Raw genomic sequence first — 26671 nt, forward strand, 5'->3', positions numbered from 1 at the left:
GACGAGGCCGCCCTTCGGGGCGGCCTCGTCGCGTTGGCGCAGCGGGGTCAACGGAAGGCATAGGTGTCCATGGCCAGCACGCCGTGCTCCACGCTGCGATGCAGCCGCTCGGCCCGCCCGCCGGCGCCCATGGCCACCAGCAGGGGCTGGAAGTGCTCGGGGGTGGGATGGTTGGCGAGGGCCTGGGGGGCGTGCTGCCAGTCGAGCAGGGCGTCGCGGTCGCCTTCGGTCAGCCGCGCGTGGACCCAGTCGGCGAACTCGCGGACCCAGTCGGGCACCGGCGCCTCGAGGGCGTTCAGCGAGCGCAGGTCGTGGGTCAGGCTGCCGGAGCCGATCACCAGCACGCCCTCCTCGCGCAGCGCGGCGAGCCGTTCGCCGAGCGCGGCCAGCTCGGCATTGGACCAGCCCGTGGGCATCGAGAGCGACACCACCGGCACCTCGGCCTGCGGGTACATCAGCGACAGCGGTACCCAGGCGCCATGGTCCAGGCCGCGCGCCACCGGCACGGCGTTGAGCTCGCGGGCCAGGCGCCTGGCCAGCTCGGGCTCGCCCGGCGCCGGGTACTGGCAGGCGAAGAGCGCCTGGGGGAAGCCGCCGAAGTCGTGGAGGGTCTCCGGTTGCTCGCTGGTGCTGACCATCAGGCGCCGGCTGGCCCAGTGAGCCGAGACGACCAGGATCGCGCGTGGGCGCAGGGTCTCGCCCAGCTCGCGCAGGAAGGCGTGGGCCGGGGTGCGGGTCAGCGCCAGCATCGGCGAGCCGTGTGAGATGAACAGGCTGGGTAACATGGTCGGGGTCTCCGGGGCAGAGGCGACGCCGCCCGGGAGGGCGGCGTGTAGACGCGGTCAACCGGGGCTCAGGCGAGGCGGGGATGCAGGATCAGCCGTCCGCCGCCCAGGCCGGCCTGCACCAGCAGGGCGATGGCCCAGAACACCGGGTACTCCCAGCCGCCGCCCTCGTTGGAGAACACCCAGCCGTTGCCGGCATGCACCCAGGCGGCGCCGAGCAGCGTGGGGATCAGGGCCAGGCTGATCCAGCGGGTGTAGACGCCGAGCAGCAGGGCCAGGCCGCCGCCCACTTCGGCGAGGATGGTCAGGTAGGCGAAGACGCCCGGCAGGCCCAGGGACTCGAAGTAGCCGACGGTGCCGGGCACGGTGAAGACGAACAGCTTGAGCAGGCCATGGGCCAGGGTCATGGCGCCCAGCGAGAGGCGCAGCAGGGTGATGGCCTGGGGCTGGAGGCGGTCGAGCGAGGACGGCTGGATGGCTTGGGTGGTCATGGTCGTGATCTCCGTCGGGGATGTCTTGCGTTGTGATGGGGTCACTCTAGGCGAGACAAGGCCGGAGATAATCGGCGGTATTCGCAAATGACTGTTGCGCTTTTCGCTACAAATGTGAGTGACGACACAGGCGCTTTGCTTCACAGCCCCATCTCCCGCTCCCAGCAGGGCGGGTCGCCCCAGGCCTCCGCCAGTCGCGCCAGGAAGCGCTCGACCTTGGCCGGCAGGTGGCGGCGCGCGGGGTAGAGGCCGTGGATGTCCAGGGTGACCGGGGCCTGCTCGGTGAGGACGGGCACCAGGCGACCGCTGGCGATGCTCTCGGTGACCAGGAAGCTGGGCTGCTGGGCGATGCCGAGCCCGGCCTCGGCAGCGTGGGTCAGCACGTCGCCGTTGTTGCTCTCCAGGGGACCGCGCACGGCGTGGCTGCGCCCGCCGAACTGCCAGTCCCCGCCGCTGCCGCCGGTGCGGTAGCGCAGGCATTGGTGGCGCTCCAGGTCCGCCAGGCGATGCGGCGTGCCGTGCTCGGCCAGGTACCCGGGGGAGGCGCACAGCAGCAGCCGGCAGCGGGTCAGGCGGCGGGCCACCAGGCTGGAGTCGGGCAGGCTGCCGATGCGGATCGCCAGGTCGTAGCCCTCCTCCAGCAGGTCCACCCGGCGATCGTTGAGGTCGAGGCGCACCTCCAGGGCGGGGTGTTCGACCATGAAGCGGGCCACCAGCGGGGCGAGGAAGCGGGTGCCGAAGCTCATCGGGCCGTTGAGGCGCAGCCGGCCGCGCATCTCGGTGGTGCCGCTGCCGACCTCCGCCTCGGCCTCCTCCAGGCTCTGCAGGATGCCCTGGGCACGAGCCAGGTAGCCTTCCCCGGCCTCGGTGAGGTGGAGCCGGCGGGTGGTGCGCTGCAGCAGGCGCACCCCCAGGTGCTCCTCGAGCTCCATCACTTGTCGCGAGATCCGCGTCCGCGACAGGTCCAGCGCCTCGGCGGCCCGGGTATAGCTGCCGAGCTCGGCGACCCGCACGAAGGCGGTTATGGCGTCCAGCAAGTTCATGGTGGCGCTCCTCGTATTCAGTAGCCGGTCATCTCCAGATAGCCCTCGCCCCGCGCCGCCCCGTCGTCGCGGTCGCGCACCGTCACCGCGCCCTCCCAGTAGGGCACCGAGGTGCTCATCCAGCGGTTGGGGTGCCGCGCGCTGACCTCCAGGTCGAGTCCCTGCTCCGGCAGGGTCAGCCGCCAGCGGAGGGGCAGCTCGCGGCCGGCGACGCTCCGGGTGGCCAGCGGCGTCAGCGACAGGGCCTCGCCGTCCAGTGCCCGGGTCTCGCCGTCCGCGGCGATCCAGCTGCCGAAGAGGGTCGTGTCCGTGGCCGCCTCGCCGCGCAGCCGGTAGACCATCAGCTTGCGGCCGCCCGCCAGGTGCAGCGAGAACCAGTCCCAGCCATGGTGCCAGGGGGCCATCAGCTGGTTGCCCCACTCCCGGTCGAGCCAGGCGCGGCCGCTGACCGAAAGCCGCTCGCCTCCCAGGGTGACCGTGCCCGTCACCCGGTAGAAGGGCTGGCTCAGGTAGATCGGCCCCCCGGCCCCGGCGGCCGCCTCGCCGAACGCCGGCTTGCCATGGAGCACCAGGGGGCCCTGGGCGTCGAGGGTCAGCCGGTAGCCGAAGGCGGCTTCCCCTCGGCCGGCCTCGGCGCTCACCTCGAGGCGGTCCAGGGCATCGCCGGTTCCCGCCTCGACCCGGCTCTCCAGGCGCCAGTCGTCGAGCCAGGCGCGGAAGGGATCGGCGATGACCCCGGCCTGGCGGGCCTCGTCGGCGCCGCCCTGGCCGGCGCCCCGGGCGAAGCGCTCGGCGACCCGGTGGTCGGCGCCGCGGGAGACCGCCACATGGGCCATCCACAGCTGGTCGGCGGCCCAGGCCCCGGCGGCGGGCGCGGTCGGCGGGCGCAGGGCGCGGCGGAACAGGGTCCACTGGATGCCCAGGGGCGCCCCCTCGGCATCCCGCAGGTTGGCGGTGAGGTACCACCACTCGAGGCGAGTGCCGGGGTGGGGGCCGTGATCCTCGGGGAAACGCAGCGCCGCCTCGGGCGCGACCGGCGTGAAGCCGCCGGCGTCGGTGCCCAGCCCGGCGAAGCCGGCGCGGGGCTCCCCGGCGGGGTCCCGCTCGCAGCCGACCAGCAGCCCGGTCACCAGCCACCCTGCCACCAGCCATGTCACCGCCAGCGCCCGCCCCCTCATGGCGCCTCCTCGGCGAGCAGCGCCCGGGGCGGCGTGCGCCACAGCGTCAGCGACGGCAGGGCCGCCGCCAGCAGGGCGGCCCCCAGGGCGGTCGCCAGGGTCAGCAGCATCTCGCCGGGGAAGACGTGCAGCGGCAGTCGCCAGCCGAAGGCGGCCACGTTGATGGTGTCGACCAGGCAGGCGCTGACGGCCAGGCCCAGCGGCAGGGCGAGCAGCCCCGTGGCCAGGGCCGCCGCCCCCAGCTGGGCGAGCTGCACCCGCACCAGCCGGCCGCGGGGCACGCCCAGCGCCCACAGCGGGGCCAGCCGCCGGCGCCGCTCCCGGGCCTGGGCCAGCAGGGTCGCCAGCAGCGCCAGGGCCGCCACGGCCAGGGTCAGGGCGTTCAGGGCCCGGGTGATGGCGAAGGTGCGCTCGAAGATGCCGGTGGCGAGCCGCTTGACCTGGCGCTGGTCGCGCAGTGCCGTCGCGTCGAGAGCGAAGCGGCTGCGCAGGGCGGCGGCCAGGGGCTTGGCCGCCGCACCGTCGGCGAGCACGATGCCCAGGGAGCCAGGAGGGGCCTGGAAGCGGCGCCGCAGCTGGGGCGTGGCGAGCAGCACCTCGCCCCGGGGATTGCCGTAGTCCGGATAGACGGCGACCACGAGGAGCCGTTCGTCCCCGCCCGGCGCGGCCAGGGTGAGGCGATCCCCGGGGGCGATGCCCCGGGCGATGGCCAGCTGCTCGTTGACGAAAGCCGCGCCCCCGGCCAGTTCTCGCCAGGCCGCCTCGCGCCCGGCCAGGGTGGCCTTGAGGGGCCAGCCGGGCCGCACCGCGTCGCCGGGGGTGATGCCGAACAGCGCGACCGACTGACGGGGCGTCTCGGCGTCGCCGATCGCCAGCAGGGTCGTCTCGCCGCCGGCGGTGGCCAGGCGCTCGGCCACCTCGGGGCGCTCGGCCAGCCAGGCATCGATCTCGTCGAGGCGCGCCGGCGGGGGGCGCAGGTAGAGGTCGGCGACCAGGCGCTGGTCGAGCCAGTCGAGGAAGGTCAGGCGAAAGCCGCCGACCATGCTGCCGACCCCCAGGTTGGCGGACAGCGCGATCAGCAGGGCCATCATGGCCAGGGCCAGGCGCGGCAGCTGCAGCTGCAGGTCGGCCAGCGCCCACTGGAGCAGCGGCCGGCGATGCATCCGCCGGCCCAGCCCGTCGAGAGCAGCGGCCAGCAGCGGCGGCAGCCAGAGAGCGCCGGCCAGCAGCAGCGCCGCCACCAGGCCGAAGGCGGCCAGCAGGCCCTCGCCGGGCGGTCGTACGGCCAGCCAGGCCCACAGACCCAGGGCGGCCAGGGCGCTGGCGGCGCCGCCCAGCGCCTGCCGACGCAGCTGGCGCTGGAAGCCCGCCCGCCAGGCCTGGGCCTGGCCGAGCCCCAGCACCGGCAGGCGGGCGGCGCGCCACAGCACACCGCTGCCGGCGAGCAGCAGCCCGCCCAGGACGACGCCGAGACCCCCCAGCCAGTAGTGCCAGGGCAGGCGCAGGGTGCGGCCGACCTCGGCGCCATACAGGCTCGACAGGGTGGCGGCCACGTCGGGCAGCAGGGCACTGGCCAGGCCGACCCCGCTGGCGATGCCGGCCAGCGCCCCGGCGAGGCCCAGCAGCACGAGTTCCCCGGCCAGCAGGCCGACCAGGGTGCGGCCCGGCACGCCCAGCGCTCGCAGGGTGCGCAGCAGGCCCAGGCGCTGTTCGAGGGCCAGGCCCAGGGCGGCCTGGACGATGAACAGCCCGACGATCAGCGCCAGCAGGGCCATGGCGGTGAGGCTGAGGTGGAAGCTCGCCGTCAGCTCGCCCGGGGCCAGCCGCTGCTCGGCCCGAACCAGGCGATACCCCGGCGGGGCCGTGGCCAGGGTGTCGGCGGGCACCACCAGCCGCGACAGGCCATCGCCGCGCTCCAGCAGGCGGGCCGCGGCGGCGATGTCCATCACCAGGGTATTCGGCGGCAGCGCCGGGGTCGGCGCCAGCGGCGGCAGGCGTTGCCCCCCGGCCAGGGCGGGCGTGGCCCCGGGGGCCGCCCGGCGGGCCTGGCCCAGGGCGGCCAGAGTCTCCGGGGCCAGGCGCGTCCGCCAGGGCGGGGCGAGGAAGGCCTCGAGCCCGCCGTCGGCACCCGGCGAGGCGAAGGCGCTGTCGCCGGGCAGGGTGAGCGGGTCGATGCCGATCAGCGTCAGGCGTTCCCCGCTCGCCGTCGTCACCTCGCCCTCCAGGATCGGCGAGACGGGCAGGCCGGCGCGGCGCAGGGTCACGAAGTCCCGCCGGTCGAGCGGCCGGCCGTCACCAGGGGTGAGACGGTCGAGGTCGGCGTCGAACAGCGCCTCGGCGCGAGCATAGCTGTCCCGGGCCGAGGCGTTGATGGCCTGCACGCCGCTCCACAGGGCGCCGGCCACCCACAGGCCGAGCAGCAGCATGGCCAGCTGGCCGGGGTGGCGCCGGTAGTGGGAGAGCAGGGTCGCCAGGGCCACGCCGAGCGGGCTCATGGCGGCGCTTCCCCGAGACGACCGTGGGAGAGCCGCAGGCGACGATCCAGGGGGGCGGCGACCCTGGGGCTGTGGGTCACCACCAGCAGGGCGCTGCCGGCCTCGCGCACCAGATCCAGCAGCAGCGCCAGCACCTCGCCGGCGGTGGTCTCGTCCAGGTTGCCGGTGGGCTCGTCGGCGAGCAGCAGGGCGGGGCGCGGTGCCAGGGCGCGGCCGATGGCCAGGCGCTGCTGCTGGCCGCCGGAGAGCTGCTCGGGGTAGTGGCGCTCGCGGCCGGCGAGGCCCAGCCGGGCGACCAGCCGCGCGGTCCAGTCGGGCGACTCCCGGCCGGCCAGGCGCGCCTGCAGACGCAGGTTGTCGAGCACGTCGAGGCTCGGCACCAGGTGGAACTGCTGGAACACCAGGCCCAGGCGCTCCCGGCGCAGTCGCGCCCGCTGCGGCTCGGCCAGCGACGAGATCGCCCGGTCGTCGAGGCGCACCTCGCCGCGATCGGGCAGGTCGAGGCCCGCGGCCAGATGCAGCAGGGTCGACTTGCCGCTGCCCGACTCGCCCATCAGCGCCAGGCTCTCGCCCGCCGCCAGGCGCAGGTCGACGCCCGCCAGCACCCGCAGCGGGCCCTGGGGCGTGGCATAGGCCTTGTGCACCTGGCGGATGTCGAGCATGACGAACCTTCCCGGAGCGGTGGCCTTGATCCTCCCACAAAAACGGCGCCACCCGAAGGTGACGCCGCCGTCATGCGCTCACGCGACCGTCAGTGGTCGTGGCCATGCGCCTCGTCATGGGAGGCCTCCTCATGGGCGGCCTCTTCTTGATGGCCGTGCTCGTCCGGGCCGTCGTCCGCATCGGCCAGGGCGTCGTGGAGCAGCCGGGCGTTGTGACGCATCATGCCCAGCCAGGTGCTGGCCTCGCCCTCGGCGGCCAGGGCGTCGGCATAGAGGGTGCCGGCGACCGGCAGGCCGGTCTCCTCGGCGAGCTGGTCGATCATCGCCGGGCTGGTCATATTCTCGTGGAACAGCGCCTCGACGTTGCGCTCGCGGATCACGTCGATCAGCCGCGCCATGTTGGCGGCACTGGGCTCGGCCTCGCTGGACAGGCCCACCGGCGACAGGAAGCTCACCCCGTAGGCTCGGGCGAAGTGGCCGAAGGAGTCGTGCCCGGTGATCACGCTGGTGTCCTCGGGCAGCGCGTCGACCAGCGCCTGGATCTCGGCGTCCATGGCGGCGATCTCCTCCAGGTAGCGCGCGGCGCGCTCCCGGTAGACGTCCGCATGATCCGGGTCGGCACTGATCAGGCCGTCGCGGATGTTGATGACGTAGAGCGAGCCGAGGCCCAGGTCCTGCCAGGCATGGGGGTCCCGGCCGCCGTGGTCATGGTCGTGGTGCTCGTCCCGGTGGGCGTCATGCTCATCGTGGCCGTGTTCATCTTCATGGGCCTCGTCGCCATGGGCGCCGTGATTCTGGTCATGGCTCGCAGCGTCGTGAGCCCCGTCGTCATGGCCGTGAGCGTCGTCGTCGGCCGCCAGGGCGGCCTCGATGCCGTCGGTGGCCACCACCGTCGGCCCCGCGTAGTCGCTGGCGCCGGTCAGCCGCGCCATCCAGCCCTCGAACTGCAGCCCGTTGAACACCACCAGGTCAGCCTCGGCCAGGGCTCGGGCATCGGTGGGGCGCGGCGTGAAGACGTGGGCGTCGCTGTCGGGGCCCACCAGGGCGGTGACCTCGACATGCTCGCCGCCTACCCGCTCGATCATGTCGGCGAGGATGCTGAAGCTGGCGAGCACCTGGACCCGCTCCGCGGCGGGGGCGTTGGCGGACAGGGCGAGCAGCGCCGAGGCGGCGAACAGGGCGGCTGCCCTGGGCAGGGGCCGGGTCGATGACATCGGGGATCTCCGTGGCGTCAGGGGGAAGAGGCGGCGTCCAGGGGCCGGGCGGTGCGTCGCCAGCGGGCGGTGAGGCTGTGCTGGCGGCCGAACAGCGCGGAGAGCACATAAGCCACGCCGGCCAGCAGGATGATGGCCGGCCCCGAGGGCAGGCTGAGGTGATACGACAGCAGCAGGCCGCCGGTGCTGGCCACCAGGGCGATGCCGATGGCGATGGCGATCAGGCCCTCGAGGCGCTGGCTCCAGAAGCGCGCGGTGGTGGCCGGCAGCATCATCAGGCCCACCGCCATCAGGGTGCCGAGCGTCTGGAAGCCGGCGGTGAGGTTGAGCACCACCAGGCCGAGGAAGACGCCGTGCACCACCCCGCCGCGCACCCCCTGGCCGCGTAGGAACAGCGGGTCCAGGCACTCCACCACCAGGGCGCGGAAGATCCCCGCCAGGGCGATGACGATCAGGCTGGCGATGCCGGCGATCAGCACCAGGGCGGTGGTGTCGACGGCGAGGATCGAGCCGAACAGCACATGGGTGAGGTCGACGCTGCTGCCGCCCAGCGACACCAGCATCACCCCGGCGGCCAGCGAGATCAGAAAGAAGCTGGCCATGGCCGAGTCCTCCCGATGGCCGGTCATCTGCGAGACGCTGCCGGCCAGCACCGCCACCATCAGCCCCGAGAGGATGCCGCCCAGGCTCATGATCGGCAGCGAGAAGCCGGCGAACAGGAAGCCCAGGGCCACCCCGGGGAGGATGGCGTGGGCCATGGCGTCGCCGATCAGGCTCATGCCGCGCAGCATCAGGAACACGCCCAGCGGCGGGGCGGCCAGCGACAAGGCTAGGCCGGCGACCACGGCGCGACGCATGAAGCCGTACTCGAAGGGGGCGAACAGCCAGGCGTCAAGCAGTGCCAGCATGGGAGGCCTCGGAAAAGTCGAAGGGCAGGCGCGGGGCACGGGGCAGCTGGCCGGCGTGGTGGTCGAGCAGCGTCTCGGGGCTGACCCAGCGGCCGTGGCCGCCGGCCAACAACAGGACGTCGTCGGCCAGGCGCGCCAGCTGCTCCATGTCGTGGAGCACCACCAGGATGGTGGCGCCGGCGCGGGCCATGTCGCGCAGCACGTCCATCAACACCTCGACGGTCTCGCCGTCGACGTTGGCGAAGGGCTCGTCGAGCAGCAGCAGCTCGGCCTCCTGCATCAGGGTGCGGCCGAGCAGGGCGCGCTGGCGCTGGCCGCCGGAGAGTTCGCCGAGCTGGCGGTGGGCCAGGTGCGAGATGCCGAGCCGCGCCATGATGTCCCGCCCCTTGCGATAGTGGGGGCCGCAGTAGCCCTTGAGGGCACCATGGCTCGGCCAGGTGCCGGTCATGATCAGCTCCTCCACGCTCATCGGGAAGGTCAGGTCGAGGGCCAGCTGCTGGGGCAGCCAGGCGCAGCGCTCGCGGGGCACGCGGCATTCGACGCGGCCGGCCACCGGGGCCAGCATGCCCATGATCGCCGCGATCAGGGTGCTCTTGCCGGCGCCGTTGGCGCCGATCAGGGCGGTGACCGCGCCGTCCTGGAAGCGGCCGTCGAGGTGCTCGAGGACCGTCTGGCCGCCCCGGGCCAGTTGCAGGTCGTGGAGCTGCAGCCGTGCCATCAGCCCGCCCATCCCGCGGCCCATGTGACCGCCAGCCAGAGGACGACCAGCGGGGCCAGCGCGAGCAGCAGCCGGCGGGTCGCCGACAGCGACATCAACGAGAAGTGGCAGGGCCCCTCGGGGCGGTGCCGGTGAGTGCGGTGCGCCATGGTGAAAGGTCTCCAGAATGCGGAGGAGGTTATAACATAACAATATCGGCGCTGACCACTGTTCCGAGCCGTTCGGCGCGGGTCAGTAGCGCAGCACGACGCCCAGGCGCTGGGGAGCGACCAGCCAGGCATATTCGCCCTCCAGCCGGAGTTCCCCGAACGTCAGCCGCGTGGGCTGGAAGCGGTTCACCGCCGCCATGGCCTGGCCCGGCTGGGTGCGCAGCTGCAGCTCGCTGACCAGCATGCCGGTGGCGAAGTTGATGGCGCCATCCTCGGGGCGGTCGTCGCCGACGCCGATCGCCAGCCCGGCGACGCCGTTCACCGCCAGCGAGGACAGCCGTGCCTGCCAGCTGCGCCGCCGGCGCTCCTCCTCGGCCACCTCCCGCAGCAGGCGGCGGGCGCCCTCGAGGTCGCCGTCGCCCTGCTGCAGACGCCGATGGGCCGCGGGGTGCGGCTGGGGGTCGAGGAACAGGCCGCCCAGGGCGAGCGTCGACTTGACCACCCCCACCCGGGCATCGAAGCGGTCCGCATCGTCGCTCGCCTCGCTGGCCTGCCAGGCGTTCCACGCCAGGCTGCCGGCATAGATGCCGCTCCACCCGAGCTGCCACAGTTCGGCCTGGCGGGCCCCGCGGGACAGGGCATCCTCGTAGGCCTGCCATTCGGTCGACGGCGACTGGGCGAGCGCCAGGGTGGGCAGGCAGAGCAGCAACAGGGCGAAATGGCGCAGGGCGGGCAGGGGCATGACGGCGTCTCCAGGGCAAGCGGCGCCCTGCATCCTAGCATGCCGGTGGCGGGGTGGCGCCCCGCTGGCCGGAGGGGCCAGACAAGTGGCCTTAGGCATGCGGCAGCGGGGCTGTAGGGCCGGCTGGAGGCACGCTACACTGAGCGCCCAATTTTCTCGCAGAGAGGAACGCCAGGATGTTTCGCATGATTCCCCTCAAGGTCCTGATCGCCGCCGGGCTGGCCGGCGGCCTGGCCGTGGCCGCCGGCACCACCCAGGCGGGCGGCGACACCGGCCTCTATCTCGGCGGCGGCGTCGGGCAGATGCACGGCGATGGTAACTTCGACGACCAGGCCGGCCACGGGAAGCTGATGGGCGGCTACAACTTCGGCTGGCTGCCCTTCCTCGACCTGGGCGTGGAGCTGGCCTACGTGAGCGGCGGCGAGCTGGACGGCGAGGTCGACGGCCGCTCGGCGACCCGTGAGGTGGACAGCCTCCAGGCCCAGGGCGTGGCCGGGATGAGTTTCGGCCCCATGGGCGTCTACGCCAAGGCCGGCATGGCCGACTGGGACGCCGAGCAGCGCGGCCCCGGCGCCGACCGCTCCGGCACCGACCCCGTCTATGGCGTGGGGGCCAGCTTCGGGCTATTCGGGCTGACCGGTCGGCTGGAGTACGAGCGCCTCGACACCGACGAGATCGGCAACCTCGACATGGTCACCGCCGGGGCGGTCTACACCTTCTGAGGCGAGGCCCGGCGGGCGGGGTGCTACGCTTGGAGCGTTCCCCGCGTCATGGATGACCACGCCGATGCCCGCCCTGCCTCTCCGCCCCCGCCTTCGGCCCCTCGCCCTGACCGCCTGCCTGCTCCCGGGGCTGGCGGGCTGCGAGGATGAGGGCCCCGCGCCGCGCTCACCGACGGGGCCCACCCCGTCCCGGGAAGCGAGTGACGTCCCGAGCGGGGCCCTGGTCGGCCGGGCGCCTCAAATGGAGGCGGGCGCCCGGCGGAGAACGCGGAGGCGCGGGTCGAAGAGCGACGCGCCTACACCCTGCAGTTCGAGGACGCCGAGCGCCTGGTCGCCACCTATCGGGAGACCCAGGCGGCCTGTGTCGCCGTCGACTCCTGCTGGGTGACGCATGGCCGGCTCGACACGCCGCGCCACGGCCTGGCGGGCGGGGAGCTCGGTATGCGCATCGACCGCGCCCGCCTGGAGGACGCCGAGCCGCTGCGGCTGATCAATGAGTCGCCGGCGCTCAGCGGCGTGGAGATCACCCGCCAGGACCGCACCCAGCAGATCATCGATCTCGAGGCCCGACTCGCCCAGCAGGTCGTGCTGCGTGAGCGGCTCACCGAGCTGGCCGAGGAGGGGCGCGGCTTCAGCGAGCGGCGCATCCAGGACCTGCTGCAGGTGGAGCGGGAACTGGCCCGGGTGCAGGGCGAGATCGAGTCCATGCAGGGCCGGCAGCGCCATCTCGCCCGGGTGACCGACAGCGTGGCCATCACCGCCCGCTTCCAGGAGCAGCGCTGGGTCGAGCCCCACCAGCACGGCGTGCTGGCGCCGCTGTGGCGAGCGCTGGATCGCAGCGTCTCGCTGTTCTTCGAATCGCTGGGCCAGGTCATCCTGGTGGTGGTCTTCCTCACCCCCTGGCTGGTGATCGGCCTGCCCGTGCTGTGGCTGCTCAGCCGGCTATGGCGCCCGCTGCGGCGGGGCCTGGGGCGGATGAGAGCGCGGCGGCGGGCGCGGCGTGAACCGGCGGAAGAAGACGAGATGTCGGATCCCGGATGATGGCCGGGTGGCCGGCGATTCCCATCGCGGCGCCGGAGGCCCGGTGCGCTGGCCCCGGGCGAGTGGGGTGGCGGAGTCGGCTAGACTGAACCCCAACAGCCACGGGGAGAGACGTCATGGACCTCGAGGTCACCACCCTCGCCAAGGCACGCGACAAGCTCAAGCGCCTTTGCGATGCGGTCTGCGAGCGGCATCGGCCGATCGTCATCACGCGCAAGAATGGACGCCACGCGGTGTTGATGTCGCTGGAGGATTACCACCGGCTGACGGGCGAGACGACGCCCAGCGCCGATCACCTGGACAACCTCTATATCGACCTGGAGCGCGAGCAGGATGCCTGAGCCCGGAGAGACCGGTGGCATCGACTGTGCGAGGCGGGGTCAGCCGGGGAATTCCTCGGTGTCGACCTCCGCCTGCTGGGCCGCGCCGTAGCGGCTGCCGACCACCTGGTCGGGTGTCAGCATGGTGTCCAGCCGGGCGACGGTCGCGGCATCCAGGCGCAGCCCTTCCGCCGCCAGGTTCTCGCGCATATGCTCGACGGAACGCGACCCGGGGATGGGGAGGATGTCGTCGCCCTTGGCCAGCAGCCAGGCCAGGGCCAGCTGGCCGGGCGTCACTTCCAGCTCCCGCGCCACGGCCTTGACGTCGTCCAGCAGACGCAGGTTGCGGGGATAATGCTCGGCGCTGAAGCGCGGCATGCTGCGGCGCATGTCGCTCTCCTCGAGGCGGGCGGGATCCTCCACCGCCCCCGCCAGGAAGCCCCGGCCCAGCGGGCTGAACGCCACCAGCGCCGTGTCCGACTCGCGGCAAGCCGCGATCAGCCCGATCTCCGGGTTGCGCGTCCACAGCGAGTACTCCGACTGCACCGCGGCGATGGGATGCTCGGCTCGGGCACGGCGCAGGGTCGCGGCTGACACCTCGGACAGGCCCACGGCGCCGATCTTGCCTTCCTCCACCAGGCGCCCCAGCTCGCCCACGCTTTCCTCGATGGGCACCGTCTTGTCCCAGCGATGTAGGTAGTAGAGGTCCAGATGATCGGTGCGCAGCCGCGCCAGGCTCGCCTCGCACTGCCGGCGCAGCGTCGCGGGGCGTCCGTCGATCACCCGCTTGCCCTGCTCGGGGTCGATGGCCAGGCCACACTTGCTGGCCAGCAGGATCTCGTCGCGCCGGCTCGCCAGCGCCTTGCCCACCAATGACTCGTTGGCCGTGGCCCCATAGAGGGTCGCGGTATCGACGTGGCGATAGCCCATGTCGAACGCCGCCTGCAGGGCGCGCAGCGCCTCGGGCTCCGGCACCGGGCTGCCGTAACCGTGAGAGAGGTTCATGGCGCCCAGGCCGATGCGGGGCGAAGCGACTGCCTTGAGGCGAGTGAAGAACGGCGACATGGAGACTCCTCGTCAGGGGCAGTAAATGACGCCACCAGCGTGCCCGGTGACGGGAGGCTTCATCATGCCGAGGCGGATCAAGATGCTGCAAGAGTCGAGCGAAAACGAACGCCGGATCCTCGTATGCTGCTCCGTTATCGTCCTTTGCCAGGATCTGCCGCAGTCCTTATAGTTGATGGCAACATGGCCCCGATCGGTGGAACCGCTCCGCGGTGAAGCTGCTGAGGGGTTTTTTTGATTCCATGCCGGCAGGGACGTAGCCATGATCGATCGTGAGGGCGTCGAACAAGGGCCGGATCAGGTCATCGATATCGCGAGTTGGGATATCCATCAGGAATACGAGGTCTTCCCGGTGGGAGCCCGGGACAAGTCGTTGCTTGTCTGTCCGGCACCCGCTCCCTTCGACTTCTGTCTGCCAGGCCATAACTACCTGTTCAAGGAAGCCATCAAGAGTGCCAAGGATCCCGGTAAGCCTCGTCACCCCGATCAGTACTGGGCCGAGCTGATCGCCTTTCGTATTGGACGCCTGATGGGACTGACCCTGCCGCCGGTGTTCGTGGCGATCGACTCGACTCGCGATGAGCCCGGCACCCTGAACGAGTGGTTCATGGGCTATCCAGGCAGTGGAGATGAGCGCTACTTTCCAGGCGGCGACTATATGCAGCGCCGTATCCCGGGCTATGACCGCGCAAAAGGGAAGCAGCACAACCTGGCTACCATCATCGAGATCAGCCGCATTCTGGAGCGCGGCAAGTGGCTGACCCATGACTGGCGACGCTATTGGGGCCTGTGTCTCTGCTTCGATGCGCTGATCGGCAACACCGACCGCCACCAGGAGAATTGGGGGCTGATCTGGAGCGAGCAGGGGCCAGTGGCGCGGTTCACACCCTTCTTCGACAACGGCACTAGCCTGGGTCATGAGTTGTTGCCGGAGAAGATGCAGCGCATGATGCGCGACCCGAACGAACTCGCGGGTTACCTGCGAAGGGGCGAGCATCAGATGCGCTGGGCCCCGGGCGACAGGAGGCGACTGCCGCTGATCGAAGGGGTTGCCGAGTACTGCCGGCGTTTTCCTCATATCCGGCCGATACTGATAGAGCGGCTGCGGAGATGGTGCGAAGATGACTTGAAGGCCATGCTGTACCGCCTTACACAGTGTGACCTTCCGTACCCGTTAACAGCACAACGTGCTGAATTTATTGCTTTTCTTACGCTGACCAGGAGAGCGCGCCTGCTACAGGCTCTGGAGAACTGACATGGTACGCTTTATCGAACATCTGGTGGAACCACAGCGGCTGCTGCTCTACTGGCAGGCCCGAGAGAGCAAGAATCGCTCTCGCTATCGCGTGGGCCAACTAGTGATGAAGGGCGGTCAGGTAGTCCTTCAGTACGACCGCAGCCCCGAGATGGAAGCGGCGAGGCAGATGGGCTTCGAAGGCTATCCGGCGTTCCCGCTGAAGCAGGTGGAGCACAGCCATCAGGTGATGGAGGCTTTCAAGCGGCGTCTGCCACCAAGGACCCGAGGGGATTTCAACCACTATCTGGAACTGCGGGCCATCCCGGCCGGTACTGAGATCAGCGACTTCGCCCTGCTGGGCTACAGCGGTGCCAAGCTACCCAATGATGGTTTCGAGTTGGTCCATCCCTTCGATGATCCGCCGGGAGCCTTCGAGGTGCTGGTGGAGATTGCAGGGTTCCGCCATGAAGCCGAACTCGATGCCTCGGAACTGAACGAGGGCGACCCCGTCCAGTTCGTGCCGGAGCCTGAAAATCCGCTTGAGGCGCAAGCCATCAGGATGGAGAGTGCCGGACGAAAGCTGGGCTACGTGCCACGGGGTCATATGGATGTGCTGCACCGCATGCTGGAGCGGGGCGCTGCTCTCGACGGCGACGTATTTCGCATCAACGGCAGCTCCGAGCGTCCCTTGGTCTATGTGCTGACCCGTATCAGGATGGATGACCGACCGGCAATGCCGGCCAATGCGTTCAGGATGAAGGCCTGAGCCTGGTGTGATGAGCGCCCTCAACATTCGTTAACACGACCCTCGCCTCTTGGCTCTCGCGAACTTAACGCGGGGGTTCTTTCTTCAGCGGCGTTCTTGGTGTCAGGCGTGCCGCGGCCAATCTGTCTTCACGCCCAGCTGATCCACTCCGCCAGCGCCTGGCGGTTGGCGATCTCGATCTGCTGGGCACGGGGTTCGGCTTCCACATGGTGCGGGTTTACGCCCAGCTCATGCAGGGCATAGAGCACAAGCGGCCCGCGGCAGTGAAGCGTCAGCTCGCCGTCGTGCATGCCGTAGTCCACCGCCAGCATCTCCCGCTCCTCGGGTGGCAGGCGGCGGTCGGGGATCAGGCGCACCTCGACCCGTGTCTGCCAGGCCTCGTCGCCGTTCTTGCCATGCTCGCCCAGCATCTCGCCGGTGTCTTCCGGCACGCCGCGGAAGCGGCTCAGCACGAAGTCCCGGTATTCGCGATGCTTTTCACAGTAGGCCCGAACGTGCCAGCGCCCGGCGGCGAATACCAGGGTATGCGGCACCAGGATGCGCGCCTCGCCGGCGGGATTGCGGAAGGAAGCGTAGACCACTTCCAGCCGGCGCCCCGCCCGAGCCGCCTTGACCACCTCGCGCACCACGAGCGGCTCCACCGCCCGGCTCGGCAGCGGCAGCGATTCGGTGTCCGCCGCGCCCAGCCCCAGGCCGGCGAAGGGCGAGTCCAGGTCCACGTGTGCGCTCAGCAGGTGCAGGTACTCTTCGACCCGCCCCCGGGTGAAGCGCGGCCGGAACGTTGCCGAGGGCAGGAAGCCCCGGCGCGACTCGTCGTACGTCAGGTTGTCCGGCGCCTGCTCCCGATAGCACCGCAGCACCTTCTGCGCCTGCTGGCGGCCGATGCCGAAGGCCTCGCCGATCTGTGCGGCCACCACTCGACCCTCCCAGAACGCCAGGATCTCGATCAGCCGGTAGCGGGCCAGGGTGTCCCAGGGAAGCGCAGTGTGAGCGTGCATGGGGTCTCCGTCCGTGGTGACCGGTCAGAGGCCGTGGATGACGCGCATCAAGACCGGGTTGATAAGTATCGTGGATGAATCTTCAGGGTGGCAGAGGGTGGTTAAGAATGCTTGTATGAAGTGGCCGACAACATAAAGCGAGGGACAGGGATGTCGTATTACCTCTATTGGGGTAAAGCCAGGCCGGCGGATGGAGGCGATAGCTGCCATCTGTTGCCATACCACAGCCTGGATGTGGCGGCCGTTGGTTGGCACCTGCTCGAGCCTCAAAGACCCCTGGCCCAGCGTTTGGCTAGCCAGCTTGGTCTACCTCCCGACTCCTTGCGGCAATTTTTTGTCTTCCTGCTGGGCCTGCATGATCTCGGCAAGTTCTCGCGTGCCTTCCAGGGCGTGGCCCGGCCGGAAGGCGTCGAGCTGGTGCCCCCGATCGAGCGGCTGGCCTATACCACGCGCCATGACCGGCTGGGTGCCCTGCTGTGGCAGTCATGCTGGATCGAGTGGCTGCAGGACGGCACGCTGCGTTGGCCCGACCGCGACCTCGACCGCAAGACACGACGGGAGCTCAGCGAGACACTGAGGGTCGTTTTGGCGCCGATGTTCGGTCATCACGGGCAGCCGGTGGAAGCCGGTCGGCTGGAGCCGACGGAGTTCTTCGGGCACGACGATAGCGCCTCGGATAGTGAGGCCGCGCGCCGGTTCGTCGCCGACTGGGCCGGGCTGATCGAAATCGACTGGCCGTTCGACAAGCTGGTTTCTCAGGGGTGGCGAGAAGCCTTCCTGACCGTGAGCTGGACGGTCGCGGGGTGGGCCACCCTCAGTGACTGGCTGGGCTCGAATCGCGATCATTTCACCTACTGTCAGAACCCGATGCCGCTGGCCGATTACTGGCCCATCGCGCTCGAGCGAGCCGAGCAAGCACTGCAGGAGAGCGGCTTTGCGCAGCCTCCCGAACCGGTGGCTTATACCGGGCTGGCCAGCTGGTTCGGCGGTCAGCCGGTCACGCCGACCCCGCTGCAGCGGGAGGCCGAAACCCTGCCCATCGGTGACGGCCCCCAACTGTTTATCCTCGAGGACGTGACCGGCGCTGGCAAGACCGAAGCGGCCTGCATCCTCACCCAGCGCTTGCTGTCGGCGGGGCATGGTGAGGGACTGTATTTCGCCTTGCCGACCATGGCGACTTCCAATGCCATGTATGAGCGACTGGGGAATCTGCATCAACGTTTCTATGCCGCGGCGTCTCGTCCTTCCTTCGTGTTGGCGCACGGCGCCCGCGAACTGAACGATACCTTCGTGAAGGCCGTGGCCGCGGAGCAGCCGGAAGACCGGGACTATGCTGCCGACGACATGACGGCCACCACGCGCTGCAATCGCTGGCTGGCCGATTCGCGCAAGAAGTCCCTGCTGGCCGATGTCGGCGTGGGGACCATCGATCAGGCGCTGATGGGACTGCTGCCGTTTCGGCACCAATCGCTTCGCCTCTACGGCCTGGTGCGCAAGGTGCTGATCGTCGATGAGGTGCATGCCTACGACCACTACATGCAGATCCTCCTTAATCAGCTGCTGGCCCATCACGCCCGTCAGGGCGGCAGTGCCATCCTGCTCACGGCGACCCTGCCGCACGACATGCGCGAGGCCCTGGCCGCGGCATGGCGGGAAGGGCTGGGGCAGGCCCCGGCCTCGATGCAAGAGAAGGCGTTCCCGCTGTTGACCCAGGTCGGCCATGATCTGGAGCGGGAAGTCCCGCTGGCCACACGCCCCGAGGTGTCGCGAGACGTGGGCATCGATTGGCTGACTACGGAAGAGCAGGCGCTCGATACCGTGATGGCGGCGGTCGAGGCGGGGGAGTGCGTCGCCTGGGTGCGCAACACCGTGGACGATGCCATTCGCGCCTATGAACAGCTACGCCTGCGACATCCCGACCCCGGGCGCTGCCTGCTGTTCCATAGCCGCTTCGCGATGACCGATCGTCAACGCATCGAGTCGGACGTCATCGAGCGACTGGGCAAGAGCTCCAGCCCCGATCAGCGTCGTGGCCAGGTGCTGATCAGTACCCAGGTCTTCCAGGAATCCCTGGATTGTGATGTTGACCAGATGGTCAGCGATTTGGCCCCCATCGACCTGCTGGTTCAGCGCGCCGGGCGCCTGCAGCGCCATGTGCGTGGCTCGCGTCGTGAGCCCGTACTCGCCGTGCTGGCGCCGGAATGGAGCGAGTCCCCGGATGCCCAGTGGCTGAAGCGCGCCCTGCCGGGCACTCAGGCGGTCTACCGCGATACCTCCCTGCTATGGCTGACCCAGCGCGTGCTGCGCGAGTTCGGCGCGATCCGCATGCCCGACGAGGCGCGCCTCCTGATCGAGGGCGTCTACGGCCGGGTCGCCGACCTGGTGCCGGACGGCCTGCAGGAAGCGAGGTGGGAGCAGCGTGGTATGCAGGGGGTGGCCGTCTCGATGGCCAACTTCAACGCCCTGTCGCTCGAGCAGGGCTATCTCCGCCATCCCGAGGCCGATCAGTGGCAGGAGGAGTTGGAGATCGGCACGCGGCTGGTCGACGAACCGACGCTCAATGTCGTGTTGCTCGAGCGCACGGTCGATGACCAGCTGACGCTGTGGGCCGAGGGTGAGCGCCACGCCGCCATGCTCAGCCAGGTCAAGCTGCGTCAGAGCCAGGCGGAGAAGCTGGCCGGCTTGCCGGCCGACTACCAGCCTCGATGGGAAGCCCTCCAGGAACGCTACAAGGCACTGCGCTTCACCCGGCCCTGGCTGGTCGAGGCCGATACCGATTGTGCCTATGACGCCCAGTGGGGGGTGAGGTTTTCACCGAACACGGATAACCAGGGGGACGGATGTGAATCTGCTTAACGATCCATGGCTGCCTTTCCGCACCAGGGAAGAAGCCATCGTCTATCGGCCGCCCACGGCGGTGGCCAATCCCGAGATCGTCGATCTGGCGCTGCCCCGGGCGGATTTCCAGGGCGCGGCCTACCAGTTCCTGATCGGCCTGTTGCAGACCGCATCGCCGCCGCAGGATCAAGGCGACTGGCTGGACCGCTTTATCGAGTTGCCCGGCGTCGATGAGCTGGAGGCTGCCTTTGCGCCCCTTGCCGACGCCTTCGAACTGGAGGGTGAGGGGCCGCGCTTCATGCAGGACCTCGACCCGCTCGACGACGTCAAGGAAGGCACGGTCAGCGGCCTGCTGATCAATGCACCCGGGGCGAACGGCATCAAGAACAACACCGACTTCTTCGTCAAGCGCGGGCGCGCCGAGGCGATGTGCGCGGACTGTGCGGCGCTGGCCCTGTTCACCATGCAGATCAATGCTCCCGCCGGTGGGGCGGGCATTCGCGTCGGCCTGCGAGGCGGCGGGCCGCTGACAACTCTGGTGCTGCCCGAATCGCCCGATGCCAGCCTGTGGTCGCGGCTGTGGCTGAACGTCGTGACGCCCAGGGCGCTGACGCGTTCCGGGCAGGCATGGCAGGTGCCTCGCGCCGATGACGATAGCCTGTTCCTGTGGATGGGGCCGACCCGGGTCAGCGACAGGAAGGGCACCGAGGTCCTGCCCGAGGGCATGCATCCGCTGCACTCCTACTGGTCGATGCCGCGCCGCTTTCGGCTGCTGTTCGAGGACGAGGCGTGCCGCTGCGACATCTGTGGGCGTGAAACCACTCGCTTCGTGCGTCGCATCCGTGGCAAGAAGCAGGGTGCCAACTACGACGGGCCCTGGTTGCATCCTCTGACGCCCTATCGTCGTGACCCCAAGAAGCCCAGTGAGCCTCCGCTGTCCACCAAGGGGCAGCCCGGCGGCCTGGGCTACCAGCACTGGTCGAACCTGGTGCTGCAGGATGCCGACGCCAGCGGCGCGCTACCCGCCTTGGTGGTGCAGGACTACGTCTCGGAAAAGGTACTGGCCGTCGACGAGGAGCGCCGCTTCGGGGAAGAGATCGCCGCACTGCTCAAGCATGCCCGTCTGTGGGCCTTTGGCTATGACATGGACAACATGAAGCCCCGCGGTTGGTACAGCGTCGAGATGCCGCTGGTGGACGTGCCTCCCGCGCACCAGGAGCGGCTGCGTGACTGGGTACAGCGCTTCACCGACCTGGCTCGCCAGGTGGCATGGATGGTGCGTACCCAGGTCAAGAATGCCTGGTTCGCTCGCCCCTCCGATGCCAAGGGCGATATGAGCCATATCGATCTGGCGTTCTATGACGCCACCCGCGGCGCCTTCTTTCACGCCCTGCATGGTTTCCAGAAGACGCTGGCGAAGGCCAGTGACACGCCGCGCCTGCCTTCCGAGGTGGCCGAGCAGTGGTACCGCACGCTGAAGCGTGAGGGGAAGGCGCTATTCGAGGAACAGGCACTGAGCGGGGCGCTGGAAGCCGTGGACCTGCAGCGCGCGACCGCGGCACGGCGTCAGTTGCAGAGCTTCCTGGCCGGGCGCAGCAAGGGCAGCAAGGCCATTCGTCAATTTGCCGAGACCGGCGGCTTCACCTTGATCGCCGAGCCGGCAACTACCGAAGAGGGCGTGTCATGAGTGAAGCGGAACTCGCACCCGCAGCGGAGGCCCCGCCGCGCGTACCCGAGCGACCCTATGCCATCGAGCGCAGAGAAGCCGATGTCCTGCGGCGCTGGTGGCAGCGCTTGACGTTGTCCGCCGAGGCGTTGAAGGCCCATACCGACGCCCCGCCTTGGCCCAAGGGCATGCGGGCGACACTGCGCCGCTGCGACACCATCGAGGCGGCGATGCTGACGGAGGCCTTCCGCCACCTATGGAGATCGTTGCCGGCGAAAGACGATCAGCCGGAAAGACAGCGGGACCAGCGGTTGCAGGCCTGGGCCTGTATCGCACTGGTGGTGGCCGAACTTCGCGAGGAACAGCCCAGGATGCCGCTGGGAGCCGGTCTCGGTCGGCAGAAGCGCGAAACCGGCAAGCCGTACATGAGCGAGCTTCGCTTTCAGCAACTGATGACGTCTCGCACACCGGAGGAGCTGATACAGCGCCTGCGCCGCGGCCTGGCGCTGATCGACAAGCGTGGCGTCAGCGTCGTGCACCTGGCCGACAACATCGCGCTGTGGTGGCGTGAATATCAGGGTGGGGCCTCGCCACAACCCACCCGGCGGCTGGGTTTCATCTGGGCCAATGACTACTTCGGTGCCACGGCCGGCTATCGGCAAGACAACCAGTGATCCGTCAACGACGACAGGGAGTAATGCACATGAGCCATTTCATCCAGCTACACCTGCTGACCGCCTATCCGCCCGCCAACCTCAACCGTGACGACCTGGGGCGCCCCAAGACCGCCATCATGGGCGGCGCCAAGCGATTGCGCGTCTCGTCGCAGAGCCTCAAGCGCACCTGGCGCACCTCGGCGCTGTTCGAGGAGGCCGTGGGCCAGCACCGCGGCATGCGTACCAAACAAGTGGGGATCCAGGCCGCCAAGCGCCTGCAGGAAAAGGACGTGAAAGAGAAAGACGCCCAAGCCTGGGCGACGGAGATCGCCAAGGTCTTCGGCGATGTGGCCAAGGGGGAGCTGGAAACCAGCCAATTGGTCCATATCGGCCCCGAGGAGCAGGTCGCGGTCGACGCGCTGGTCGAGAAACTGGCCGACGAGCATCGAGCGCCGGAGAAGGAAGATCTCGATCTGCTGCGCCACAGGCCATCGGCCGTGGATATCGCGCTGTTCGGTCGCATGCTGGCGGCGTCTCCGGCCTTCAATGTCGAGGCTGCCTGCCAGGTCGCCCATGCCATCACCGTGCATGCCGCCGAGGTCGAGGACGACTACTTCACAGCGGTAGACGACCTCAATACCGGCGACGAGCATCGCGGGGCGGCTCATGTCGGCGAGGCCGGCTTCGGCGCGGGTCTGTTCTATAGCTATGTGTGCATCGATCGCCGGCAGCTGATCGAGAACCTCAGCGGCGAAGAGGCACTGGCCGACCGGGCCATCGCGGCCCTGGTGGAAGCCGCCGTGAAGACCTCGCCCAAGGGGAAGCAGAACAGCTTCGGCTCCCGCGCCCACGCCAGCTACGTGCTGGCCGAGAAGGGCGACCAGCAGCCGCGTTCGCTCTCGGCCGCCTTCCTGCGGCCCGTTCCGGGGCAGGACCAGGCGCTGGATGCCATCGCGCGCCTGGAGCGCCAGGCACAGGCGTTCGACGATGCCTATGGCCCTGGCGCCGAACGGCGCTTCGTCGTGGCCGCGGACCCCGATTATCGGGAGCCGCGTCTGCACGGCGGTGTCGCCATGGGTAGCCTCACCGAACTGGCCGACTTCCTGACCAACGAGCAGTAAGGAGCCGACATGACGGAGTATCTGGTCTTTCGGCTCTACGCGCCGCTCGCCAGTTGGGGCGAGGCGGCGGTGGGGGAATCGCGCCCCACCGCCACCTACCCGGGGCGCAGTGCCATCATCGGGTTGCTTGGCGCAGCCTTGGGAGTGCGGCGGGATGACGATGAAGGGCAACGCCGGCTGCGCGATGGCATCGGTATCGCCACCAAGCAGCGCTCCCCCGGCAGCCTGATGCGCGACTACCACACCGTGCAGGTGCCGGCATCGCAAGCCAAGGTGACCTACCGCACTCGGCGGGATGAATTGAGCGCCCCGCGCAAGGTCATCAACACCATCCTCTCCAGCCGCGACTATCGCTGTGACGGCCTGTGGACCGTCGCGATCTGGTTGACGCCCCAGGCGGAGCTGGCGCTCGAGGACCTGGAGCGGGCGCTCAAGACGCCGCATTTCACACTCTATCTGGGGCGCAAGGCGTGCCCGCCGGCGGCGCCTCTGGCACCGCGTCGGGAGGCGTTCGCCCGGCTGAGGGATGCCCTGGACGCTAGCTTCCCTCCGCTGTGGGGACAGGATCAGGAGGAAGAGCGAAAGGCCCTGAGACTGCCGGACAGCGTGGTCTACGCCTGGGAAGGTGGTGCCAAGGCCCTGGATGGCAATGAGGGGGGCGTGGAGTCCAGCGAGGTCTGGGATGTGCCACTCAATCGCCGTCGCTGGCAGTTCGGGCCGCGTGCCGAATACCGGCGCATCGCGCGGGCAGGGGAGGAACGCTGATGTACCTTTCACGCGTACGTGTCGATCTCAATGGCCTCTCCCGGGGGGCCCTGTTCGAGATCATGGGCGGTGGGGCCTACACCGCCCACCAGCTGCTCTGGCGGTTGTTTCCGGATCATCAAGGCCAGCGGCCGTTCCTGTTTCGCCAGGAAATGGACGAATCCGAGGACGGCGGAGCGCCCCGGGGCCTGCCGTTGTTCTACGTGCTGTCCGATCGCGAGCCGGTACCGATTCCCGGTCTGTTCGAGGCGCAGAGCAAGTCGTTTTCGCCGGCGCTGGACGTCGGGGACCGACTCGCCTTTCGCCTGCGGGCCAACCCGACCGTCGCAAAGTCGGTGGTGGGCAAGCGGGGGCAGCGTGCCGATGTGCTGATGGCGGCCAAGTACCCTTTCGAGGCCGGTGAGGCGCGGACCAGCCAGGCCTGCATCGAGGCGATGGATGAGGCCGCTCGTCTGTGGCTGGCGGCGCGCGCCGAGTCCTGGGGGTTCCGCTTGCCGGTTGAGCCGGAAGTCGGGGCCTATCGACAGCATGCCTTGCCGAAGGACAAGGGGCGTCCCATCCGTTTTTCCAGTGTCGACTATGAAGGCTTGCTGGAGGTCGCCGACCCGGGCCGGCTGATCGAAACACTGGCCCAGGGCGTCGGGCGTGCCAAGGCCTTCGGCTGTGGCCTGATACTGCTGCGTCGGCCCTGATCGACACCGGGCAAGGAGGCCGAGATGGGATTCATTCCGCTCAAGCCCATCCCTGAGAAGGACCGCATGTCGATGACCTTCGTTGGTATGGGGCAGATCGACGTGCGTGACGGGGCCTTCGTCGTCATCGATGAGGTCAACGGGGAGCGCATGCATATCCCCGTCGGCTCGGTGGCCTGCCTGTTGCTGGAGCCGGGCACGCGTATATCGCATGCCGCGGTCAAGCTGGCCTCGGTCGTCGGTACCCTGCTGATCTGGGTCGGCGATGCCGGGGTTCGCCTCTACAGCGCCGGCCAGCCCGGCGGGGCGCGTTCCGACAAGTTGCTTTACCAGGCGCAGCTGGCGCTGGACGATAGCCTGCGCCTGAAGGTCGTACGCAAGATGTTCGAGCTGCGATTCGGCGAGCCGCCGCCCTCGCGACGCAGCGTTGATCAGCTCCGAGGCATGGAAGGCGCTCGGGTCCGCAAGACCTATCAGCTGCTCGCCAAGCAGTACGGTGTCAAATGGCAGGGAAGACGCTACGACCCTACCCAATGGGATGCCTCGGACGTGGCCAACCAGTGCCTGTCTGCCGCCACGGCCTGCCTGTATGGCATTACCGAAGCGGCGATTCTGGCCGCAGGCTATGCGCCGGCCATCGGCTTCCTGCACACCGGCAAGCCGCAGAGCTTCGTCTACGATATCGCGGATATCGTGAAATTCGAGACGGTGGTGCCCGCGGCCTTCAGGGTGGCGGCGCGCAGCCCGGTGGCACCCGAGCGCGAGGTGCGCATTGCCTGCCGAGATGCCTTCAAGCAGACCAAGCTGCTGCAGCGGCTGATACCGATGATCGAGGAGGTGCTGGCGGCCGGCGAGATCGACCCGCCACTCCCGGCGCCCGAGGCCATGCCGCCTGCGATTCCCGAGCCGGAATCCGTCGGCGACCAGGGACACCGGAGCAAGTAGCGATGGCAATGTTGGTCGTGGTGACCGAGGCGGTACCGCCGCGCCTGCGTGGTCGGCTCGCCGTCTGGCTGCTGGAGATCCGCGCCGGCGTCTACGTCGGTGATGTCACCAAGCGTGTACGCGAGATGATCTGGGAGCAGGTCGATGCACTGGCCGAGGAGGGCAATGTCGCCATGGCCTGGGCCAGCAACCATGAGTCCGGCTTCGAGTTCCAGACCTATGGCGAGAATCGCCGCGAGCCGGTCGATCATGATGGTCTACGGCTGGTGCGTTTTCTGCCGCTTCAGCCAACCGACTGATTTTCTTGGATCTTTAACAATATGGTCTGGTTAAAAAGTAAGCAAAATCGCTGGTGGAAGTTCCACTGGCGATTTTCTTCTTGATAAACAAGTGGCTACAATTAGTCCGATCCCCGCAGGCGCGGGGATATCCCGCACCACCTCACCGAGAGCCAGCTGCCCGACGGCCGATCCCCGCAGGCGCGGGGATATCCCGCCCCTGGGCGACCTGGCCACTCGCCAGTTCAACCGATCCCCGCAGGCGCGGGGATATCCCGTAGTCGGCGAGATCCGGCACCGGCACGTCGTCCCGATCCCCGCAGGCGCGGGGATATCCCGCCGGTATTACTGAACCGGCTGCCGCCGACCCTCCGATCCCCGCAGGCGCGGGGATATCCCGTCTCCAGCCGAGGCCTACATGCCGGGCATGTACCGATCCCCGCAGGCGCGGGGATATCCCGGCTCCGACCATCCAGTCGAGCGCCGCCGACACCCGATCCCCGCAGGCGCGGGGATATCCCGTCATAGAAGCGGGTGTAATACGGATTAGCCACCCGATCCCCGCAGGCGCGGGGATATCCCGGAAACAAATCAGGACGGAGCTTATGAGCAGCTCCGATCCCCGCAGGCGCGGGGATAACCCGGTCGAGCGCGGGCGGGCCGAGAAGACGCTCAACCGATCCCCGCAGGCGCGGGGATAACCCGGATGGCTCGGCCACCATCGCGCCAAAGGATGACCGATCCCCGCAGGCGCGGGGATAACCCGGGCTGTCCCCCGCGGTACTCGACGCCGGAGATACGGTCCCCGCAGGTGCGGGGATAACCCGCTGGGTTTCCTTGTGAACCTCGTCGCCGGTCAACGGTCCCCGCAGGTGCGGGGATAACCCGTTGTAGCCGGCGGTGGCGGCATCCTCGACGACACGGTCCCCGCAGGTGCGGGGATAACCCGCCGGCGGAATGGGCGGCTATCACGATGTCGGCCCGGTCCCCGCAGGCGCGGGGATAACCCGTTGCTCAAGTGTGGTCGGCATACATCGATCCCCCGGTCCCCGCAGGCGCGGGGATAACCCGACCGCGGGCCGCACAACGACCAGCCGCCGCGGCCGGTCCCCGCAGGCGCGGGGATAACCCCTGGATGCCGCCGACAAGAGCGGCAGCGCGGCCCCGGTCCCCGCA

26 protein-coding genes and 1 CRISPR repeat array (1 of these 27 running past the window's edge) are annotated in these 26671 nt (G+C 69.4%); of the genes, 13 read left to right on the forward strand and 13 right to left on the reverse strand.

Features of this window, described 5'->3' with window-relative positions; all coding sequences use genetic code 11:
- Nucleotides 1–47: 47 nt before the first annotated feature.
- From FHR97_RS07980 to FHR97_RS08030, 11 genes are all read right to left on the reverse strand, one after another.
- Complete coding sequence (locus FHR97_RS07980; RefSeq protein ID WP_183383254.1) at nt 48–785, reverse strand: DODA-type extradiol aromatic ring-opening family dioxygenase; 738 nt, start codon at nt 783–785, stop codon at nt 48–50.
- Between the two features lie 68 nt (nt 786–853).
- The gene (locus FHR97_RS07985; protein ID WP_183383255.1) at nt 854–1276 is read right to left on the reverse strand and encodes a DoxX family protein; all 423 of its coding nucleotides are present in this window, start codon (nt 1274–1276) and stop codon (nt 854–856) included.
- A 140-nt stretch (nt 1277–1416) separates the two neighbouring features.
- Nucleotides 1417–2319 (reverse strand): LysR family transcriptional regulator, encoded by a 903-nt coding sequence (locus FHR97_RS07990; RefSeq protein WP_183383256.1) that lies wholly within the window; start codon nt 2317–2319, stop codon nt 1417–1419.
- A 17-nt stretch (nt 2320–2336) separates the two neighbouring features.
- Nucleotides 2337–3497, reverse strand: coding sequence for a lipocalin-like domain-containing protein (locus FHR97_RS07995; protein WP_183383257.1), 1161 nt, complete (start codon nt 3495–3497; stop codon nt 2337–2339).
- Nucleotides 3494–5992: an FtsX-like permease family protein gene (locus tag FHR97_RS08000; RefSeq protein ID WP_183383258.1), complete on the reverse strand. Its 2499-nt coding sequence runs from the start codon at nt 5990–5992 to the stop codon at nt 3494–3496. The genes FHR97_RS07995 and FHR97_RS08000 overlap by 4 nt, the downstream gene beginning before the upstream one ends.
- On the reverse strand, nt 5989–6654 hold the full coding sequence (locus FHR97_RS08005) for an ABC transporter ATP-binding protein (protein ID WP_183383259.1): 666 nt from the start codon (nt 6652–6654) through the stop codon (nt 5989–5991). Before FHR97_RS08005 ends, FHR97_RS08000 begins: the two co-directional genes overlap by 4 nt.
- An 89-nt stretch (nt 6655–6743) precedes the next feature.
- Entirely contained in the window at nt 6744–7868 is a 1125-nt protein-coding gene (locus tag FHR97_RS08010; protein WP_183383260.1) for a metal ABC transporter solute-binding protein, Zn/Mn family, read from the reverse strand.
- A gap of 17 nt (nt 7869–7885) precedes the next feature.
- Entirely contained in the window at nt 7886–8776 is an 891-nt protein-coding gene (locus FHR97_RS08015; RefSeq protein WP_183383261.1) for a metal ABC transporter permease, read from the reverse strand.
- Nucleotides 8760–9494 (reverse strand): metal ABC transporter ATP-binding protein, encoded by a 735-nt coding sequence (locus FHR97_RS08020; protein WP_183383262.1) that lies wholly within the window; start codon nt 9492–9494, stop codon nt 8760–8762. Before FHR97_RS08020 ends, FHR97_RS08015 begins: the two co-directional genes overlap by 17 nt.
- Nucleotides 9494–9643, reverse strand: coding sequence for a hypothetical protein (locus FHR97_RS08025; protein WP_183383263.1), 150 nt, complete (start codon nt 9641–9643; stop codon nt 9494–9496). The genes FHR97_RS08020 and FHR97_RS08025 overlap by 1 nt, the downstream gene beginning before the upstream one ends.
- Before the next feature lie 82 nt (nt 9644–9725).
- Nucleotides 9726–10385 (reverse strand): hypothetical protein, encoded by a 660-nt coding sequence (locus FHR97_RS08030; RefSeq protein WP_183383264.1) that lies wholly within the window; start codon nt 10383–10385, stop codon nt 9726–9728.
- A gap of 185 nt (nt 10386–10570) precedes the next feature.
- On the opposite strand from FHR97_RS08030, the gene FHR97_RS08035 reads away from it, so the two are divergent.
- The 3 genes from FHR97_RS08035 to FHR97_RS08045 all read left to right on the forward strand — a co-directional run bounded on the left by FHR97_RS08035 (nt 10571) and on the right by FHR97_RS08045 (nt 12489).
- Nucleotides 10571–11107, forward strand: a complete 537-nt coding sequence (locus tag FHR97_RS08035) for an outer membrane beta-barrel protein (protein WP_246403848.1) — start codon at nt 10571–10573, stop codon at nt 11105–11107.
- A 303-nt stretch (nt 11108–11410) separates the two neighbouring features.
- The gene (locus tag FHR97_RS08040) at nt 11411–12148 is read left to right on the forward strand and encodes a DUF4349 domain-containing protein (RefSeq protein ID WP_221187737.1); all 738 of its coding nucleotides are present in this window, start codon (nt 11411–11413) and stop codon (nt 12146–12148) included.
- 116 nt (nt 12149–12264) lie between these two features.
- Nucleotides 12265–12489, forward strand: coding sequence for a type II toxin-antitoxin system Phd/YefM family antitoxin (locus FHR97_RS08045; protein ID WP_183383267.1), 225 nt, complete (start codon nt 12265–12267; stop codon nt 12487–12489).
- A 39-nt stretch (nt 12490–12528) separates the two neighbouring features.
- Here FHR97_RS08045 and FHR97_RS08050 read toward each other — a convergent pair whose 3' ends face one another.
- Entirely contained in the window at nt 12529–13533 is a 1005-nt protein-coding gene (locus FHR97_RS08050) for an aldo/keto reductase (protein WP_183383268.1), read from the reverse strand.
- A 262-nt stretch (nt 13534–13795) separates the two neighbouring features.
- On the opposite strand from FHR97_RS08050, the gene FHR97_RS08055 reads away from it, so the two are divergent.
- Nucleotides 13796–14788, forward strand: coding sequence for a HipA domain-containing protein (locus FHR97_RS08055; protein ID WP_183383269.1), 993 nt, complete (start codon nt 13796–13798; stop codon nt 14786–14788).
- Nucleotide 14789: 1 nt separating this feature from the next.
- Entirely contained in the window at nt 14790–15536 is a 747-nt protein-coding gene (locus tag FHR97_RS08060) for an HIRAN domain-containing protein (RefSeq protein WP_183383270.1), read from the forward strand.
- A gap of 128 nt (nt 15537–15664) precedes the next feature.
- On the opposite strand, the gene FHR97_RS08065 is transcribed toward FHR97_RS08060, so the two are convergent.
- Complete coding sequence (locus tag FHR97_RS08065) at nt 15665–16534, reverse strand: WYL domain-containing protein (RefSeq protein WP_183383271.1); 870 nt, start codon at nt 16532–16534, stop codon at nt 15665–15667.
- A gap of 150 nt (nt 16535–16684) precedes the next feature.
- Here FHR97_RS08065 and cas3 point away from each other — a divergent pair, with 150 nt between their 5' ends.
- Genes cas3 through cas2e form a run of 8 tightly spaced genes read left to right on the forward strand, consistent with a single transcriptional unit; the run spans nt 16685 to nt 25516 of the window.
- Entirely contained in the window at nt 16685–19390 is a 2706-nt protein-coding gene (gene cas3, locus FHR97_RS08070; RefSeq protein ID WP_183383272.1) for a CRISPR-associated helicase Cas3', read from the forward strand.
- The gene (casA, locus tag FHR97_RS08075) at nt 19377–21059 is read left to right on the forward strand and encodes a type I-E CRISPR-associated protein Cse1/CasA (RefSeq protein ID WP_183383273.1); all 1683 of its coding nucleotides are present in this window, start codon (nt 19377–19379) and stop codon (nt 21057–21059) included. The genes cas3 and casA overlap by 14 nt, the downstream gene beginning before the upstream one ends.
- Nucleotides 21056–21712, forward strand: coding sequence for a type I-E CRISPR-associated protein Cse2/CasB (gene casB, locus FHR97_RS08080; protein ID WP_183383274.1), 657 nt, complete (start codon nt 21056–21058; stop codon nt 21710–21712). Before casA ends, casB begins: the two co-directional genes overlap by 4 nt.
- A gap of 29 nt (nt 21713–21741) precedes the next feature.
- A complete protein-coding gene (cas7e, locus tag FHR97_RS08085) occupies nt 21742–22815 on the forward strand; it encodes a type I-E CRISPR-associated protein Cas7/Cse4/CasC (protein WP_183383275.1) in 1074 nt (357 codons plus the stop codon).
- A 9-nt stretch (nt 22816–22824) separates the two neighbouring features.
- A complete protein-coding gene (gene cas5e, locus FHR97_RS08090) occupies nt 22825–23580 on the forward strand; it encodes a type I-E CRISPR-associated protein Cas5/CasD (protein ID WP_183383276.1) in 756 nt (251 codons plus the stop codon).
- Nucleotides 23580–24272 carry a type I-E CRISPR-associated protein Cas6/Cse3/CasE gene (cas6e, locus tag FHR97_RS08095; RefSeq protein WP_183383277.1) on the forward strand — a complete coding sequence of 231 codons (693 nt, stop codon included), beginning with the start codon at nt 23580–23582 and terminating at the stop codon, nt 24270–24272. Before cas5e ends, cas6e begins: the two co-directional genes overlap by 1 nt.
- 24 nt (nt 24273–24296) lie before the next feature.
- Nucleotides 24297–25217 (forward strand): type I-E CRISPR-associated endonuclease Cas1e, encoded by a 921-nt coding sequence (gene cas1e, locus FHR97_RS08100; protein WP_183383278.1) that lies wholly within the window; start codon nt 24297–24299, stop codon nt 25215–25217.
- Between the two features lie 2 nt (nt 25218–25219).
- Nucleotides 25220–25516: a type I-E CRISPR-associated endoribonuclease Cas2e gene (cas2e, locus tag FHR97_RS08105; RefSeq protein ID WP_183383279.1), complete on the forward strand. Its 297-nt coding sequence runs from the start codon at nt 25220–25222 to the stop codon at nt 25514–25516.
- Between the two features lie 106 nt (nt 25517–25622).
- Nucleotides 25623–26671: direct repeats of the CRISPR family, unit length 29 nt; unit sequence CCGATCCCCGCAGGCGCGGGGATATCCCG (it continues 17 nt past the right edge of the window).

This window comes from Halomonas stenophila (genome assembly GCF_014192275.1).
GTDB classification, from domain to species: domain Bacteria; phylum Pseudomonadota; class Gammaproteobacteria; order Pseudomonadales; family Halomonadaceae; genus Halomonas; species Halomonas stenophila.

Coding starts and splice junctions, on each gene's coding strand:
- FHR97_RS07980 (WP_183383254.1), bottom strand. CDS start 785: ATGTTACCCAGCCTGTTCATCTCACACGGCTCGCCGATGCTGGCGCTG.
- FHR97_RS07985 (WP_183383255.1), bottom strand. CDS start 1,276: ATGACCACCCAAGCCATCCAGCCGTCCTCGCTCGACCGCCTCCAGCCC.
- FHR97_RS07990 (WP_183383256.1), bottom strand. CDS start 2,319: ATGAACTTGCTGGACGCCATAACCGCCTTCGTGCGGGTCGCCGAGCTC.
- FHR97_RS07995 (WP_183383257.1), bottom strand. CDS start 3,497: ATGAGGGGGCGGGCGCTGGCGGTGACATGGCTGGTGGCAGGGTGGCTG.
- FHR97_RS08000 (WP_183383258.1), bottom strand. CDS start 5,992: ATGAGCCCGCTCGGCGTGGCCCTGGCGACCCTGCTCTCCCACTACCGG.
- FHR97_RS08005 (WP_183383259.1), bottom strand. CDS start 6,654: ATGCTCGACATCCGCCAGGTGCACAAGGCCTATGCCACGCCCCAGGGC.
- FHR97_RS08010 (WP_183383260.1), bottom strand. CDS start 7,868: ATGTCATCGACCCGGCCCCTGCCCAGGGCAGCCGCCCTGTTCGCCGCC.
- FHR97_RS08015 (WP_183383261.1), bottom strand. CDS start 8,776: ATGCTGGCACTGCTTGACGCCTGGCTGTTCGCCCCCTTCGAGTACGGC.
- FHR97_RS08020 (WP_183383262.1), bottom strand. CDS start 9,494: ATGGCACGGCTGCAGCTCCACGACCTGCAACTGGCCCGGGGCGGCCAG.
- FHR97_RS08025 (WP_183383263.1), bottom strand. CDS start 9,643: ATGGCGCACCGCACTCACCGGCACCGCCCCGAGGGGCCCTGCCACTTC.
- FHR97_RS08030 (WP_183383264.1), bottom strand. CDS start 10,385: ATGCCCCTGCCCGCCCTGCGCCATTTCGCCCTGTTGCTGCTCTGCCTG.
- FHR97_RS08035 (WP_246403848.1), top strand. CDS start 10,571: ATGATTCCCCTCAAGGTCCTGATCGCCGCCGGGCTGGCCGGCGGCCTG.
- FHR97_RS08045 (WP_183383267.1), top strand. CDS start 12,265: ATGGACCTCGAGGTCACCACCCTCGCCAAGGCACGCGACAAGCTCAAG.
- FHR97_RS08050 (WP_183383268.1), bottom strand. CDS start 13,533: ATGTCGCCGTTCTTCACTCGCCTCAAGGCAGTCGCTTCGCCCCGCATC.
- FHR97_RS08055 (WP_183383269.1), top strand. CDS start 13,796: ATGATCGATCGTGAGGGCGTCGAACAAGGGCCGGATCAGGTCATCGAT.
- FHR97_RS08060 (WP_183383270.1), top strand. CDS start 14,790: ATGGTACGCTTTATCGAACATCTGGTGGAACCACAGCGGCTGCTGCTC.
- FHR97_RS08065 (WP_183383271.1), bottom strand. CDS start 16,534: ATGCACGCTCACACTGCGCTTCCCTGGGACACCCTGGCCCGCTACCGG.
- cas3 (WP_183383272.1), top strand. CDS start 16,685: ATGTCGTATTACCTCTATTGGGGTAAAGCCAGGCCGGCGGATGGAGGC.
- casB (WP_183383274.1), top strand. CDS start 21,056: ATGAGTGAAGCGGAACTCGCACCCGCAGCGGAGGCCCCGCCGCGCGTA.
- cas7e (WP_183383275.1), top strand. CDS start 21,742: ATGAGCCATTTCATCCAGCTACACCTGCTGACCGCCTATCCGCCCGCC.
- cas5e (WP_183383276.1), top strand. CDS start 22,825: ATGACGGAGTATCTGGTCTTTCGGCTCTACGCGCCGCTCGCCAGTTGG.
- cas6e (WP_183383277.1), top strand. CDS start 23,580: ATGTACCTTTCACGCGTACGTGTCGATCTCAATGGCCTCTCCCGGGGG.
- cas1e (WP_183383278.1), top strand. CDS start 24,297: ATGGGATTCATTCCGCTCAAGCCCATCCCTGAGAAGGACCGCATGTCG.
- cas2e (WP_183383279.1), top strand. CDS start 25,220: ATGGCAATGTTGGTCGTGGTGACCGAGGCGGTACCGCCGCGCCTGCGT.